This is a genomic window from Streptomyces sp. NPDC001927, assembly GCF_053594455.1.
This window is the reverse complement of the sequence record NZ_JBSFEN010000014.1, coordinates 224,235-239,886: the sequence shown is the minus strand read 5'-3', so window position 1 is coordinate 239,886 and position 15,652 is coordinate 224,235. Positions and strand designations below refer to the sequence as shown.

Below are 15,652 nucleotides of genomic sequence, written 5' to 3'. Positions count from 1 at the left end.
TCACCCGAAGGAGCCGTACGGCGCAAACAGGTATATCCGCCTGGGCGCTTCGCGCTACGCGTCGCACTCCAGAACCGTCCCGCACACCCCGCACCTGGCGCGAACCCGACGCCCCGTCGGCACCCGCAGCCGCTGCCGGCACACCGGGCACGGGAAGGAGACCCGGGCCGAGGCCCCGCTCCCCTCGAAGGCGTACGGAGCGTCCGCCCCGGCCCGCCCGTAGCGGCGGTCCTTCGCGTACCGGTGGCGCGCCGCCCACCCGGCCGCCGCCAGCGGGGGCCGCCGGAAGTCCCGGGCCGCCTCCTCCCGCCCCCGGGTCCACGCCTCGTACGCCCGCGGGCTGGTGAACCAGGGCGAGGGGTCCTCCCCGAACACCTCCGCCCGCTTGGCCAGCACGTATCCGAACTCCTCCGGCGTCAGGTACCCCAGCTTCTGGCTCGACATCCCGTCCTGGCGGAACGCGTCGAGCAGCAGCCAACCGGCCCCCAGATAGGTGGTCACCACATCGGTGAGGATCTCGTTGTCCCGGGTGCCGGAGAAGCCGAGATCGAGGCGGTGCAGCAGTACGTGGGTGACCTCATGGGCGAGCGCCGCACCCACGTCCGCGCGGTGGTCGCGGAAGCGGTCGTTCAGCTCGACGAAGTACTCCGGACCGGCCGCGAGTTCGACGGTCGCAGCGTGACGCATCGTCCGGAAGCTCACGATCATCCGCGCCTCGGGCAGCCGCAGGTGGTGGACCAGGGCCCTGGCCACCCGCTGCGCTCCGAGGTGGAGGTCCTCCTCGTCGGAGAAGGCCACGGCCGCCGCGGGCACGCTCGCCGCGTACTGCCGTACCCCGTCCGCCGAGAGCCGCCGGTACAGCGCGGTGATCGCGGCACGGACCGTGGCGAGATGGGGAAACCCGTGCACGACCCGGTCGGAGGCTCCGGATCCGCCGGACGCTCCGGACCCACCGGCTCCGCCGGCTCCGCTTCCGTTCGGCACGACTCACCCCCTTCCTCCCACTGTACGAGGCCACCGCTCGGAGCCCCGGAGCTGGCCGAAATCGTGCCCTTGTGGCCCCCGGCGGGCGATGTCCATAATCCGGACCAAGCCTTGACGGGCACATGCCATCAAGGCCAACCCCCCCACGAAAGGCAGACACTTGAAGAAGAACAGGTTCGTCCGCGCCCTGCAGAGAATCGCCGCGGCCGGCGCCGTCGTCCTCGCCGCCGTCAGCCTCCAGCCGTCCACCACGGCCTCCGCCGCGCCCGCCCCCGTCGTCGGCGGAACCCGCGCCGCGCAGGGCGAGTTCCCCTGGATGGTCCGGCTCTCCATGGGCTGTGGCGGCTCGATGCTGACCCCGCAGATCGTCCTCACCGCCGCCCACTGTGTGAGCGGCTCCGGCAACAACACCAGCATCACCGCCACCGTCGGCGTCGTGGACCTCCAGTCCAGCGCCGCCATCAAGGTCAAGTCCACCAAGGTCCTCCAGGCCCCCGGCTACAACGGCTCGGGCAAGGACTGGGCCCTGATCAAGCTGGCCTCGCCGATCACCTCGGTGCCCACCCTGAAGATCGCCGAGACGACCGCGTACAACAGCGGCACGTTCACCGTCGCCGGCTGGGGCGCGGCCCGCGAGGGCGGCGGCCAGCAGCGCTACCTGCTCAAGGCCACCGTCCCGTTCGTCTCGGACACGGACTGCGCCAAGTCCTACGGCAGCGACCTCATCAAGGGCGAGGAGATCTGCGCCGGCTTCACCCAGGGCGGCGTCGACACCTGCCAGGGCGACTCGGGCGGCCCGATGTTCCGCCGCGACAACGCCGGTGCCTGGATCCAGGTCGGCATCGTGAGCTGGGGCCAGGGCTGCGCCCGCCCGAACTACCCCGGCGTGTACACCGAGGTCTCGACCTTCGCGGCCCAGATCAAGTCCGCGGCGGCGACCCTCTAGTACGGAGCTGTAGTACGTAGCTGTCGTAGCTGTCGTACGAACCGCGCGTGAGCGGGTACGGGGCACCGCCGCCCCGTACCCGCTCACGCACGTTCACGTCCTTCGTACGGGTTCACACCAGCCGTACCGACTCCGCCGCCCCGCCCTCCAGTTCGAGCACCCACACCTCGTTGGCGCCCTCCCGGAGCACCGGGCCCGGCACGAACAGCGACTCCTGCGGGCCGACAGCCCAGTACCGGCCCAGGCAGAAACCGTTCACCCAGACGAAGCCCCGCACCCCGCCCGGCAGCGAGAGCGCCGCGTCACCCGGACCGGCCACCTCGACCACGGCCCGGTACAGACCCGGTCCGCGCACCTCCTCGGCGGCCGTCGGCCGGAACGGGACCTTCGTCACCGCCGCCGCCTCGAAGGCGTCGAGCCGCAGCCCCTGGGCCCGTACCCCGTGCACGTACTGCCGCTCGTGCCGGACCCCGCCCGTGATCCCCTTCGGCTCCGCCTGCCGGGGCCCGTAGTTGACCCGCCCCAGCGACTCCACCCACAGCTCCACGACCGCGGGCCCCGCGACCGGCTCGGGCAGCGCCTCCTCCTCCGCGGTCAGCACGCCCGCCCGCACCCCGTCCACGTACACCACCGCACGGTCCCGCAGCCCGGTCACGACCAGCGGATACGGCTGCCGGGGCCCGGGGACCTCCAGCCGGTAGCGCACCACACCCCGGTCCACCCCCAGGTCCTCGAAGGTCGGCGGCATCGGCGTCACCGACTCCTCGTCGCCGAGGACCTCCAGGACCTCCGCGAGCGGCGCCCACTCGGCGAGCTCCGCCGCCGCCGGCCCCGCGATCCGCCGCGGCGGCTCCGGCACCTCGGGCAGCGGCCCCTCCGCGTATGCGGCGAGCACCTCGCGGAACCGCCAGAACTTCTCCGTCGGCAGCCCCGCCTCGTCGACCGGCGCGTCGTAGTCGTACGAGGTCACCGTCGGCCGCAGCTCGCCCTCGTGCATCCCACCGTCCCGGTTCGCCCCCGCCCAGCCCGCGAAGTTCGTGCCGCCGTGCGCCATGTAGACGTTCACCGACGCCCCGCACTCCAGGATCTCCCGCAGCGCCGCCGCCGCGTCCTGAGCGTCCCGTACGGAATGCTCCGTACCCCAGTGGTCGAACCAGCCGCACCAGAACTCCATGCACATCAGCGGCCCCTTCGGCTGGTGCCGCCGCAGCGTCGCGAACGCCTCCCGCGCCCCCGAGCCGAAGTTCGCCGTCGCGAGCACCCCCGGCACCGAGCCGCCCGTCAGCATGTGGTCCTCCGGGCCGTCCGAGGTGAACAGCGGCACCTCCACCCCGCAGTCGCGCAGCAGCTCCGCGACCCGGCGCAGATACCCCTGGTCGGAGCCGTAACTCCCGTACTCGTTCTCCACCTGAACCATGATCACCGGACCGCCGCGGCCGATCTGCCGCTCCACCACCTGCGGAAGCAGCGTGCGGAGCCAGCGCTCCACATGGCCCAGATACTCCGCGTCGGCCGACCGCACCCGCCGCCCGAGGGGCCCCGTCAGCCAGTGCGGCAGCCCGCCGTTCTCCCACTCGGCGCAGATGTACGGACCCGGGCGCACGATCGCCCACATTCCGGCGGCCGCCACCGCGTCCAGGAAACGGCCGAGCGCGGCCACGTCCCCGTACCGGCCGGGCTCCGGCTCGTACAGGTTCCACGGCACGTACGTCTCGACACAGTTGAGGCCCATCGCGCGGAGCATCCCGAGCCGATGCCCCCACTGCTCCTCGTGCACCCGGAAGTAGTGCAGCGCCCCCGACAGCAGCCGTACCGGCCGGCCGTCCAGCAGAAAGTCCTCGTCACCCACAGCGAACGTGCTCATGCGCTCACCTTCGCCCTCTGGCGGTGGGCCGGTCCATGGACAAAGATCGTCGCTGTTTGGACGGAAGAACGTTCCCGCGGCGGGGGGACGGAACGCGGCAGAGAGGCAGGCGACGGCCGATGTACCACACCTGGATGCGTTACTTCACGCCCAGCCCGGTCCACCACCGCCTCGGGCTCGTCTGCCTCGGCGTCGGACTCCAGCACGGCACCCTGCCCACGGTCGGCCCCCGCACCCTCGACCACCACGTCGCCGTCGTCATCAGCGCCGGCAGCGGCTGGTACCGGGGCACCGACGGCCGCCGCACCACGATCACGGCACCCGCCCTGATCTGGCTCACCCCCGGCACCCCCCACCACTACTCCGCCGACCCCGACACCGGCTGGGACGAGGCCTTCGTCGACTTCGCCGGACCGGCCACCACCACCTACACCGAACTCGGCTACATCGAACCCGACCGGCCCGTCGTCCCCCTCTCCGACGCCGCCGGACCCCGCGCCGCCATCGGCCGCATCGCCCGCGCGGCCCGCCGCGGCAACCCGCTCCTGGAGGTCGAGACCGGCGCCGCCGTCCACGAACTCCTCGTCGCCCTGCGCCGCGCCCGCGCCGACACCAACGCCGACGGCGACCCCGTCCTCACCGCCCTCGCCCGCGACGCCTTCCAGCCGCTGTCCGTCGCCGAACACGCCGCCCGGCACGGCATGACCCAGGCCGAACTCCGTACCGCCGTCCGCCGCGCGGCGGGCTGCAGCCCCAAGGACTACCTGCTCACCATCCGGCTCGGCCGCGCCAAGGAGCTCCTCGCCGCCACCGAACTGCCCGTCGCCGCCGTCGCCCGCCGCATCGGCTACGACGACCCCGCCTACTTCTCCCGGCTCTTCACCCGCAGGGTCGGCACCGCACCCGTCCGCTTCCGCGAACAGCAGGGCAGGGCCGTCCCCGGCGGCTGGAGCGACCGCATCCCGGATCCCGAACACCCACCGACGATCGCCTCCCGATCCGTCTAAGCTCGCTGCTCATGAGCGAGATCGACGAGTCCGTGGCGACGGAACTGACCAGGCTGCGCGAAAGCATCGACAACATCGACGCGGCGGTCGTCCACATGCTCGCCGAACGCTTCAAGTGCACCCAGCAGGTCGGCGTCCTCAAGGCCCGCCACCAACTTCCCCCGGCCGACCCGGCCCGCGAGTCCCGCCAGATCGCCCGGCTGCGCGAACTGGCGGAGAACGCGAAACTGGACCCGGCGTTCGCCGAGAAGCTCCTGAACTTCATCATCGCCGAGGTGATCCGCCACCACGAGACCATCGCGGACGGAACCCAGAACTGAGCCCAGGGCAGAGCCCCGGCGAACCGAGCCCGGGGCCGAGCCCCGCGGCGAACCGAGTCCGGGGCCGAGCCCCCGCCGTGGCGGCCGGCCCCGGCTCGACAGGATCAGGAACAGGTACAGGATCAGGAACGGAGCAGTCGGATGCATCGCGTCACCGTCTTCACCCTCGGCGGCACCATCTCCGCACGCGGCGGTGACGCGAGCCGCATGACCGGTACCGAGGTCCTCGCGGGTCTCGGCGCCGACATCGCCGGCGGCCTCGACGTCGAGCTGCGCGACTTCCGGCGCCTCCCCAGCTCCTCGCTCTCCTTCGAGGACCTCGCCGCCCTCGCCGACGAGGTCCGCGCGACCCTCGCCACCGGCTCCGGCGTCGTCGTGGTCCAGGGCACCGACACCCTGGAGGAGACCGCCTTCCTCCTCGACCTGCTCTGCGAGACGCCCCAGCCCGTCGTCGTCACCGGCGCCATGCGCCGCCCCGACCTGCCCGGCGCCGACGGCCCCGCCAACCTCGCCGCCGCACTCGCCGTCGCCGCCGACCCCGGCTGCGCCGGCCTCGGCGCCCTCGTGGTCCTCGCCGACGAGATCCACGCCGCCCGCCTCGTCCGCAAGACCCACACCACCTCCGTCACCACCTTCGCCTCCCCGGGCGCGGGCCCCCTCGGCAGCGTCGTCGAGGGCGAGCCCCGCATCCTGCTCCGCCCCGCCGGCACCAGCGCCATCCACCCGCTCCGCTTCGACCCGGCCGTACGCGTCGCCCTCGTCACCCTCTCCCTCGGCGACCGCGGCGAACTCCTCGACGACCTCGACACTCGCTTCGACGGCCTCGTCCTCGCCGCCTTCGGCGCCGGCCACGTCCCCACCTGGCTCGTCGACCCCCTGGAACGGCTCGCCGCCCGCATCCCCGTCGTCCTCGCCTCCCGCACCGGGGCGGGCGCCACCCTCACCCACACCTACCGAGGCCCCGGCTCCGAGCACGAACTCCTCCACCGCGGCCTCATCCCCGCAGGCCCCCTCGACCCGGCCAAGGCGCGCCTGCTCCTGCACACCCTGCTCTCCACCGGCGCGAAGAGCACCACCGGCTACGACCGTCCCGGCATCACCGCCGCCTTCGCCCACGTCACAGGCGCGGGCCTCGCCTGACCTCCGGGCCCCCGGAGCCCCCGACCGACACCGCGCTGAGCTGTCAGCGGAACTCCCGTGCCCCGCCGCCACCCCATCGGGCAGCATGGCCCCATGCCCGTACTGACGCGCGAGGAAGCGCAGACCCGTGCCCACCTCCTCGACATCCAGCACTACGCGGTCGACCTCGACCTCACCACAGGCGACGAGACCTTCGAATCCACGACCGTCATCCGGTTCACCGCCCGCACCGCCGGCGACACCTTCGTCGAGCTGAAACCGGTCACCCTCCACTCCCTGCACCTCGACGGCGAGCCCCTCGACCCCGCCGCCCTCGACGACAACCGGGTCCCCCTCAGCCTCACCGCGGGCGAGCACGAGCTCCGCGCCGTCACCACCATGCGCTACAGCCGCACCGGCGAAGGCATGCACCGCTTCACCGACCCCACCGACGGCGAGTCGTACGTCTACACCCAGCTCTTCATGGAAGACGTCCAGCGCGTCTTCGCCGCCTTCGACCAGCCCGACCTCAAAGCCGTCTTCGAGCTGACCGTCAAGGCCCCCGACAGCTGGACCGTCCTCGCCAACGGCATCACCGAACAGCAGGCCGACGGCCGCTGGAAGGCCGCCGCCACCCCCCTCCTCTCCACCTACTTCGTCTGCGTCGCCGCCGGCCCCTGGCACTCCGTCCGCACCGAACACGCCGGACTGCCCTTCGCGATCCACTGCCGCCGCTCCCTCGCCCCCCACCTCGACGCCGACGCCGACGAGATCCTCGACATCACCAAGGCCTGCTTCGACCGCTTCCACGAGAAGTTCGACGAGCCCTACCCCTTCGACTCGTACGACCAGGCCTTCGTCCCCGAGTTCAACGCCGGCGCCATGGAGAACCCCGGACTCGTCACCTTCCGCGACGAGTTCGTCTACCGCTCCGCCGTCACCGTCACCGAACGCCAGACCCGCGCCATGGTCATCGCCCACGAGATGGCCCACATGTGGTTCGGCGACCTCGTCACCCTCCGCTGGTGGGACGACATCTGGCTCAACGAGTCCTTCGCCGAGTACATGGGCTACCAGACCGTCAACGAGGCCTGCGCCGACCGCTTCCCCGACACCTGGATCGACTTCGGCATCGAGCGCAAGGCCTGGGGCTACGACGCCGACCAGCGCCCCTCCACCCACCCCGTCGCCCCCGACCCGGACGCCGTCCCCGACACCGCCTCCGCACTCCTCAACTTCGACGGCATCTCCTACGCCAAGGGCGCCTCCGCCCTGCGCCAACTCGTCGCCTGGATGGGGGAGAAGGACTTCCTCGCCGGCATCAACACCCACTTCAAGCGGCACAAGTTCGGCAACGCCACCCTCGCCGACTTCATCGACAACCTCGCCTCCGCCACCGACCGCGACGTCCACGCCTGGGCCGAGCAGTGGCTCCGCACCACCGGCGTCGACACCCTCACCCCCGAACTCGGCGGCGACGAGACCCGCACCACCCTCACCGTCCACCACGACGGCAGCCGCCCCCACCGCATCGCCGTCGGCGTCTTCGACCGCGACCTCGTCGACGGCCGCCGCCTCGTCCCGCGCGAACACGTCGAGATCGACGTCCCGCAGACCGCGCCCCTCGACCTCCCGGGCCCCCGCCCCACCCTCGTCGTCCTCAACGACGGCGACCTCACCTACGCCAAGGTCCGCCTCGACGACGACTCCCTGAAGACCGTCGTACGCGGCCTGGCCGGCATCCCCGACGCCCTCACCCGCGCCCTCGTCTGGAACACCCTGCGCGACATGGTCCGCGACGGCGAACTCGACCCCCGCGCCTACCTGGCCACCGCCGACGCCCACCTCCCGGACGAGAAGGACCTCGCCATCGTGCAGGGCGTCCTCGCCTTCGCCCGCACCCACATCGCCGACCGGTACCTCCCGGCCGACGACCGCCCCGCCGCGCTCGCCCTCCTCAGCGGCCTCGCCCGCGACCTCCTGCGCCGCACCGAGGACGGCGACAACCCCGGACTGCGCCTCACCGCCGTCCGTACGTACATCAGCAGCGCCACCCAGCCCGACACCATCGCCGGCTGGCTCGCCGACGGCAGCGTCCCCGGCGGCCCCGAGATCGACCCCGAACTGCGCTGGCGCATCCTCGCCCGCCTCGCCGTCCTCGGCGCCCTCGACAACGCCACCATCGACTCGGAACTGGCCCGCGACCCCAGCGCCACCGGCCAGGAAGGCGCCGCCCGCTGCCGCGCCGCCCTCCCCACCCCCGAGGCCAAGGCCGCAGCCTGGTCGGCCCTCTTCGACACCGACGACCTCTCCAACTACCTCTTCACCGCCACCGCCCAAGGCTTCTGGCAGCCCGAACAGGCCGACCTGGTACGGGAGTACATCCCCCGCTACTACCCGGCCGCCACCGCACTCGGCGCCCGCCGAGGCGCCGCCATCGCGGAAGCCGCCGGCCGCCACGCCTTCCCGGCCCACGCGATCGACGCCGACTCCCTCGCCCTGGGGGAGGCCCACCTCACGGACGAGAACCTCACCCCCGCCCTCCACCGCAAACTCGTCGACCAACTCGCCGACCTCCGCCGAGCCCTGAAAGTCCGCGATGCCTGACCGAGCCCGTACACGGGACGGCGGTTCGACCTCACCCACCGGAGAGGTTGAACCGCCAACAGGACCCGCCGACGGCACGGACGCATAGTGGGAGAAGGGGCACCCTGCTCACCCACCCACTCCCGCAGGCGTCTGCGAGGCCCTCATGCCGTACCTCAGCATCAAAGGCGAATTCCGGCTCGTGGACACGCGCCCGGACGGCAGCGTCGTCGGGACCCGCCCGGACGGCGACACGGTCCGCTTCTACCCGGACGACCCGGCCGTCTGGAGCACCGTCCCCGGCCCCCACCCCATCGTGATCCGCGGCCCCGGCGGCGCCAATCTGCGCCTGGAGGGCATCGACGCCCTCGAAACGCACTTCAAACCGCCCTTCGTCAGCGGACCCGAGCTGCACCAGCCCAAGATCCCCGCCGACGCGGCCGCCGCCGAGCTGCTCCGCCTCCTCGGCTTCGACCCCGTCCAGCGCACACCCAACGGAACGGTCAAGGCCCCCACCAACCCGACCGCGGTCCGCGGCTACGTCCTCACCCGAGGAGCCGACAAGCCCGGCCGCTGCATCGCCTTCACCGGCCCCGGCGACGGGCCCCAGGCGGGCCCGAACGGCGAAGTCTTCGTCACCCCCGAGATGGTGCGCGACACGGTCAACCACCAGCTGCTCGCCAAGGGCTTCGCCTACCCGATCTTCTACCGCACGCTCTTCCCCGACCTCCGCGCCGAACTCACCGCGACGGCCACGAAGGCCCGCACGGACGGCGAGGGCGTGTGGCCGCTGGACAAGACCCACAGCAACACGCTCGTGGTCGAGCCGCCCGAGGTCGACAAGGACGTCATCTACCCCAAGTTCTTCCGCCGGCTCGGCGAGTACGTGCTCGAGAACGACGGGAACCCGGCACTGGGCGGCTTCCTCGACTACCTCCGCCGCAAGGCCGACCGGTTCACCATCCTCTCCACCGGACACTTCAGCACCGGCCTCGACCTGATCATCGAGGTCGACGACGGCAAGGTCCGCTGGACCCACCCGGTCGAGGACATCGTCTACGACGAGTAGGCGCGGGAGCGCGGGGGCGCCGGCCCCGGTAGCCCCCGCGCTCCGGCCGCCATCCCCCGTTCGGGTTACCCCGGCACACTCACCGGACAAACCCACAAAACCCCCGGCAGGGTGGTGCCATGTGTGCCGCGACCACCCCGACCACGCCGCCCCTCGCGAGCGACACCACCGCCCTGCGCCCCCTCCTGGACACCGTCCTCACCGCCCTCCACGAGGGCACCGCGGCACGCGGCGGCCCCCTCCCGCCCGGCGGCCCCGACCAGGTCACCGCCCGCGTACGCGAAGCGCTCGGGGACCCGCTCCCACCCCACGGCACCGACCCCACCGCCGCCCTGCACGCCCTCACCCGCGCCCTCGCCGAAGGCGCCGCCGACCCCGCGCACCCCCTCTGCGCCGCCCACCTCCACACCCCGCCCCTCGCGCTCGCCGCCGCCGCCGACCTCGCCGCCTCCGTCCTCAACCCCTCCATGGACTCCTGGGACCAGGCCCCCGCCGCCTCAGCCCTCGAAGCCCTCCTCACCGAAGTCCTCGCGGCGACCGTCTACCCGGGAGCGGCCACCCGCGAGGCCCCGGCCGGCACCCGCGCCACCCCTGACGCCCCCACCCCCGACGCCCTCGTCACCACCGGCGGCACCGAGGCCAACCAACTCGCCCTCCTCCTCGCCCGCGAGCGGCAGCAGCGCCTCCACCCCGGCCACGCCCTCCAGACCGTCGTCGGCGCCAACGCCCACCACTCCTTCCACCGCGCCGCCTGGCTCCTCGGCCTCCCCGAACCCGTCACCGTCCCCACCCCCAACGGCACCCTCGACCCCGTCGCCCTCGACGAAGCCCTCACCGACCTCCACGGCCCCCTCCTCGTCGCCGCCACCGCAGGCACCACCGACACCGGCCGCATCGATCCCCTCCCCGAGATCGCCGACCTCTGCGACGCCCACCGCGCCGACCTCCACATCGACGCCGCCTACGGAGGCCCCCTCCTCTTCAGCGACACCCACCGCCCCCTCCTCGCCGGCCTCGACCGCGCCCGCACCGTCACCCTCGACCTGCACAAACTCGGCTGGCAACCCGTCGCCGCCGGACTCCTCGCCGTACGCGACAAGACCGACCTCACCGCCCTCACCCACACCGCCGACTACCTCAACGCCGCCGACGACACCGAAGCCGGCCTCCCCGACCTCCTCGGCCGCTCCCTGCGCACCACCCGCCGCCCCGACATCCTCAAGATCGCCGTCACCCTCCGCGCCCTCGGCCGCAGCGGACTCGGCGCCCTCGTCGACCAGGTCCACGCCCTCGCCCACCACCTCGCCGACCTCATCGACAAGACCCCCGGCCTCCAGCTCTACGAACGCCCCACCCTCACCACCGTCCTCTTCCGCCCCACCGACGCCGACGACACCACCGTCGCCGCCATCCGCCGCACCCTCCTCACCGAAGGCCGCGCCGTCCTCGGCCGCGCCCACGAAGACGGCCGGCTCTGGCTCAAAGCCACCCTCCTCAACCCCCACGCCACCCCCGGCGACCTCCAACACCTCCTGGACCTCGTGGAAGGCAGCACCGACCGATGACCGGCAGCACCCCACACCACCCCCACCCCCAGCAGTCCCCCCACGACCCCGACCAGCCCCACGACCTGGTCGGCATCGGCATCGGCCCCTTCAACCTCTCCCTCGCCGCCCTCGCCCACGGCGTCCCCGGCGGCCTCGCCACCGCCTTCTACGAACAGAGCCCCGCCTTCCACTGGCACCCCGGCCTCCTCATCGAAGGCGCCACCCTCCAAGTCCCCTTCCTCGCCGACCTGGTGACCCTCGCCGACCCCGCCAGCCCCTGGACCTTCCTCAACTACCTCCGCAGCCGCGAACGCCTCTTCCCCTTCTACTTCGCCGAGAGATTCCACATCCAGCGCGCCGAGTACGACGCCTACTGCCGCTGGGTCAGCGACCAACTCCCCGGCCTCCACTTCGGCCACCAGGTCGACTCCGTCCGCTGGAACCCCGAACGCTCCCTCTTCGAAGTCGACTTCACCCAACTCGACGCCGACGGCCAGGCCGAAGCCCTCGGCCGCACCTACACCCGCAACGTCGCCCTCGGCGTCGGCACCGAACCGTACGTACCCGAACCCCTCAAACCCCTCGCCGACGCCCCCCACGTCCCCGTCATCCACTCCGCCGACTACCTCGACCACCGCGCCCGACTCATCGCCGCCGACCACGTCACCGTCATCGGCTCAGGACAATCAGGCGCCGAAATCTTCCTCGACCTCCTCCGCGCCCGCCCCGCAGGAGCCGAGAAGATCCACTGGCTCACCCGCACCGAAGCCTTCGCCCCCATGGAGTACTCCAAGCTCGGCCTCGAACACTTCACCCCCGACTACACCCGCTACTTCCACGCCCTGGCCGAACCCACCCGCAACGAACTCCTGCCCCGCCAATGGCAACTCCACAAAGGCATCGACACCGACACCCTCACCGCCATCCACGACGAGCTCTACCGCCGCACCCTCCACGGCGGCTGGCCCGACGCCGTCCTCACCCCCGGAGTCCGCGTCCGCACCGCCGGCCGCGTCGCCACCACCAAGGTCGAACTCCACCTCGAACACCTCCAGCAGGCCACCCGCTCCCGCCTCACCACCGACGCCGTCGTCCTCGCCACCGGCTACCGCGAACGCCCCGTCGACCGCATGCTCGCCGGACTCGACCCCTACCTCCGCCACGACTCCGCCGGCCGCGCCCGCATCGACACCGAGTACCGCCTCGTCCTCGACGCCTCCGTCACCGGCTCCGTCTACGTACAGAACGCCGAAAAACACACCCACGGCGTCGGCGCCCCCGACCTCGGCCTCGCCGCCTGGCGCAGCGCCACCATCCTCAACACCCTCACCGGCAAAGACCCCTACCCCCTGCCCCGCCGCACCGCCTTCACCACCTTCGGCCTCGAACAGCGAGAGGCGCCACGCATCCCGGCCCAGAGCCAGGCGCTGACGCCCCTCACACAGAACTGAAACCGCAGGCGGCCGATCAGAACACCGGCACACCGTCCCGGGTCAGCCTCCAGCCCACCGAAGCGAACTGACCCGGGTCGATCGCCCCCTTCGCCTTCACCCACTGAATGATCGTGTTACGGATCTCGTCCGAATTCGCCCACAACTGCGGCGCCCCCGCCACATGCGGAAACGCCCCGCCACCACTCGCCCGGTAGTTGTTCACCGCGAAGACGAACCGCGCCGCCGGATCCACCGGCCGCCCGTCGTACGACAGATTCACGATCCGCTCACCCGCCGGCTTCGCTATGTCGATCTCGTACGTCACCCCGTACACGGCGTCGTAGTTGTAGTCCGGGATCCCGTCCGCGTTCGTCAGCTTCGCCGTGTCCACCGGCGCCCCCGCCGCGGTCCGCACGTAGTACCGCGCCGAGAACTCCAGATAGTCCCTGAGCTGCGCCCCCGTCAGCAGCCGCGCCTCCAGCGTGTTCTCGAAGACATACAGCCCCGCCGCGTCCCGGATCGTCACCCGGCCGGCCGGAATCGCCGCCGTACGCGAGAAGCACGACGCCTGCGACAGCACCGGCAGCGAACCGTACTCACCACCCGCGAGCGCCGCCCGCACCGTCTCCGCCTGGACATGGTTGATCAGATCGATGATCGGCTCGTCCTTCCACGGCGCCTCCACCGTCGCCATCGTCGCGCTGGACGAACCGATCACCTGATTGACGTACGCGACGACCTTCTTGTGCTCGTCCGCGAGCAGCCCCACGATCTCCGGGTCCTCCTCCACCGCGTTGGAGTTCAGAACCCGCGCACCGACCTTCTCCACCACCCAGCGGCCCTTCGACCACACCAGGTCGAAATCGAAGAGCGTCAGCCGCTGCCCCCACTTCAACGGCTCCGACAGCACCACGTCCTTCCCCGACACCTTGTTCCTCACCCGGTACTCGGGAATCTCCGTGTGCGCATGCCCCACCAGGATCGCGTCGATCCCCGGAACCTGCTCCGCCACCAGACCGGCCGCGTTCTCCACGTACGGAAGCTGATCACCGTACGACGACGTCCCACTGGACCCCGAATGCGCCGACACCACGACCACATCGGCACCCATCGACCGCAGCTTCGGCACCCACTTCGCGGCCTGCTCCTCCAGACCCGGGAAGACCATCCGCCCGCTGACATTGGCCTTGTCCCAGATCGCGATCCCCGGATTCGTCAGCCCGAGCACCGCCACCCGCACATCCCGCCCGCACGGCGTCCGCAGCCGATGCATGCTGTACGGCGCAAACGCCGGCCGCAGCGTCTTCGCATCGAGCGCGTTCGCACCCAGCAGCGGGAAATCGCACTGCTCCTCGAACTTCCGCAGCACGGGAATGCCGTAGTTGAACTCGTGATTGCCCAGCGCCGCCGCGTCGTACCCGATCGCGTTCATCGCCTGAGCCATCGGATGGACCGGACCCCGGCGCGCGGTGATCGGGTCGACCTTCGCGTAGTAGTACGACAACTGAGTGCCCTGGATCGTGTCACCCGCGTCGATGAGGAGCGTGTTGCGCCGCCCCTTCTCCGCACGCACCTGATCGACCAGCGTGGAGATCTTCGCGAGGCCGACATCGTTGTGCGCCTTGTCGTCGAACTCCTTGTCCGTGAAGTAGTCCCAGTTGAAGACATTGCCGTGCAGATCCGTCGTCCCCATCACCGTGAACGAATACCGCCGAGCCGCCGGTCCGTGGGCTTGAGCGGGGCCGGCGGCCACCCCCGTGGCGAGCGCGGCACCCGCCCCCACGGCGACGGAACTCTCCAGAAACGTCCGACGGTTCAACGACATGCGATCTCCAAGATCCAGTGGGGGTGGCAGAAGCACGGGCGCACAACGCGCGTAGATTCTGGCCCCACCCACCCCACCGGCAACAGAGGTTTACGGCCCCGAAGTGCGAAAGTGGCAGGGACCACAACAACGCACACCCCCACCAGCCGACCCCCGCACCAGGGAGCCAGCCATGACAACCCCCCACCCGACCTCGGAGGCACCCCAGGTCGCCGTCCGCGGCGAAGCCCGACTCGACGTCGACCCCGAGATCGCCCACATCTCCGTCACCCTCAGCGCCCGCGGCACCGACCGCGCCGCCACCCTCGCCGACCTCACCCGCCGCAACACCCACACCCTCGACCTCATCAAGACCTACGGCGAAGCCATCGAAAAACTGGAGACCGGCGCCTTCTCCATCACCCCCGAACCCAGCAAACACGGCCGCGGCGAACGCGTCCGCGCCTACCAGGGCCACGTCCACCTCACCGTCGAACTCGCCGACTTCACCGCCCTCGGCGAACTCACCACCCGCCTCGCCGACCTCGACCTCACCCGCGTCGACGGCCCCTGGTGGGCCCTGCGCCCCGACTCCCCGGCCTACGCCGAAGCCCGCCGCACGGCAGTCGGCGAGGCGGTCCAGCGTGCCCGCGCCTACGCGGAGGCCCTCGGCACCACCCTCACGGCCCTCCTGGAACTCTCCGACACCGAACTCACCCCACCCCCACCCCTCGGAGGCCGAGGCATGCGCATGGCCGCCTTCGCCGAATCCGCCGACACACCCCCACCCCTCGACCTCGAACCCCAACGCCAGACCGTCACCGCAGAAGTCATCGCCCGCTTCACGATGGCCCCACCGAAGCTGTAACAGGAGGCACCCGGGGGGCTTCAGGCCCCCCTCGACATGCTCATCGGAGCACCCACCCGCACAGATTCAAGACTTGTCAATAACCTTTCACGCAAAGGTTGTTGA

At 71.6% G+C, this 15,652-nt stretch carries 12 protein-coding genes; 9 read left to right on the top strand and 3 right to left on the bottom strand.

Going from position 1 to position 15,652, the window contains the following annotated elements; all coding sequences use genetic code 11:
- Positions 1–54: 54 nt before the first annotated feature.
- The gene (locus ACWCO8_RS33440; protein WP_451035381.1) at positions 55–909 is read right to left on the bottom strand and encodes a hypothetical protein; all 855 of its coding nucleotides are present in this window, start codon (positions 907–909) and stop codon (positions 55–57) included.
- Positions 910–1,144: 235 nt separating this feature from the next.
- Here ACWCO8_RS33440 and ACWCO8_RS33435 point away from each other — a divergent pair, with 235 nt between their 5' ends.
- Positions 1,145–1,930 carry a S1 family peptidase gene (locus ACWCO8_RS33435; protein ID WP_362013949.1) on the top strand — a complete coding sequence of 262 codons (786 nt, stop codon included), beginning with the start codon at positions 1,145–1,147 and terminating at the stop codon, positions 1,928–1,930.
- 112 nt (positions 1,931–2,042) lie between these two features.
- Here the strand turns inward: ACWCO8_RS33435 and ACWCO8_RS33430 are convergent, their stop codons facing one another.
- Positions 2,043–3,794 carry a glycoside hydrolase family 35 protein gene (locus ACWCO8_RS33430; RefSeq protein WP_451035354.1) on the bottom strand — a complete coding sequence of 584 codons (1,752 nt, stop codon included), beginning with the start codon at positions 3,792–3,794 and terminating at the stop codon, positions 2,043–2,045.
- Positions 3,795–3,913: 119 nt separating this feature from the next.
- Between ACWCO8_RS33430 and ACWCO8_RS33425 the strand changes: the two genes are divergently transcribed.
- The 7 genes from ACWCO8_RS33425 to ACWCO8_RS33395 all read left to right on the top strand — a co-directional run bounded on the left by ACWCO8_RS33425 (position 3,914) and on the right by ACWCO8_RS33395 (position 12,893).
- Positions 3,914–4,801 (top strand): AraC family transcriptional regulator, encoded by an 888-nt coding sequence (locus tag ACWCO8_RS33425; RefSeq protein WP_451035353.1) that lies wholly within the window; start codon positions 3,914–3,916, stop codon positions 4,799–4,801.
- Positions 4,802–4,812: 11 nt separating this feature from the next.
- Positions 4,813–5,121, top strand: a complete 309-nt coding sequence (locus ACWCO8_RS33420) for a chorismate mutase (RefSeq protein WP_362013955.1) — start codon at positions 4,813–4,815, stop codon at positions 5,119–5,121.
- A 141-nt stretch (positions 5,122–5,262) separates the two neighbouring features.
- A complete protein-coding gene (locus ACWCO8_RS33415; protein ID WP_451035352.1) occupies positions 5,263–6,261 on the top strand; it encodes an asparaginase in 999 nt (332 codons plus the stop codon).
- Positions 6,262–6,354: 93 nt separating this feature from the next.
- Positions 6,355–8,847 carry an aminopeptidase N gene (gene pepN, locus ACWCO8_RS33410; protein ID WP_451035351.1) on the top strand — a complete coding sequence of 831 codons (2,493 nt, stop codon included), beginning with the start codon at positions 6,355–6,357 and terminating at the stop codon, positions 8,845–8,847.
- Between the two features lie 181 nt (positions 8,848–9,028).
- Positions 9,029–9,895, top strand: a complete 867-nt coding sequence (locus tag ACWCO8_RS33405; RefSeq protein WP_451035350.1) for a nuclease — start codon at positions 9,029–9,031, stop codon at positions 9,893–9,895.
- 119 nt (positions 9,896–10,014) lie between these two features.
- On the top strand, positions 10,015–11,460 hold the full coding sequence (locus tag ACWCO8_RS33400; RefSeq protein WP_451035349.1) for a pyridoxal phosphate-dependent decarboxylase family protein: 1,446 nt from the start codon (positions 10,015–10,017) through the stop codon (positions 11,458–11,460).
- Complete coding sequence (locus tag ACWCO8_RS33395; RefSeq protein ID WP_451035348.1) at positions 11,457–12,893, top strand: lysine N(6)-hydroxylase/L-ornithine N(5)-oxygenase family protein; 1,437 nt, start codon at positions 11,457–11,459, stop codon at positions 12,891–12,893. The genes ACWCO8_RS33400 and ACWCO8_RS33395 overlap by 4 nt, the downstream gene beginning before the upstream one ends.
- Before the next feature lie 16 nt (positions 12,894–12,909).
- On the opposite strand, the gene ACWCO8_RS33390 is transcribed toward ACWCO8_RS33395, so the two are convergent.
- Complete coding sequence (locus ACWCO8_RS33390) at positions 12,910–14,700, bottom strand: bifunctional metallophosphatase/5'-nucleotidase (RefSeq protein ID WP_451035347.1); 1,791 nt, start codon at positions 14,698–14,700, stop codon at positions 12,910–12,912.
- A 172-nt stretch (positions 14,701–14,872) separates the two neighbouring features.
- Here ACWCO8_RS33390 and ACWCO8_RS33385 point away from each other — a divergent pair, with 172 nt between their 5' ends.
- On the top strand, positions 14,873–15,547 hold the full coding sequence (locus tag ACWCO8_RS33385; RefSeq protein WP_451035346.1) for an SIMPL domain-containing protein: 675 nt from the start codon (positions 14,873–14,875) through the stop codon (positions 15,545–15,547).
- Positions 15,548–15,652: the final 105 nt, after the last annotated feature.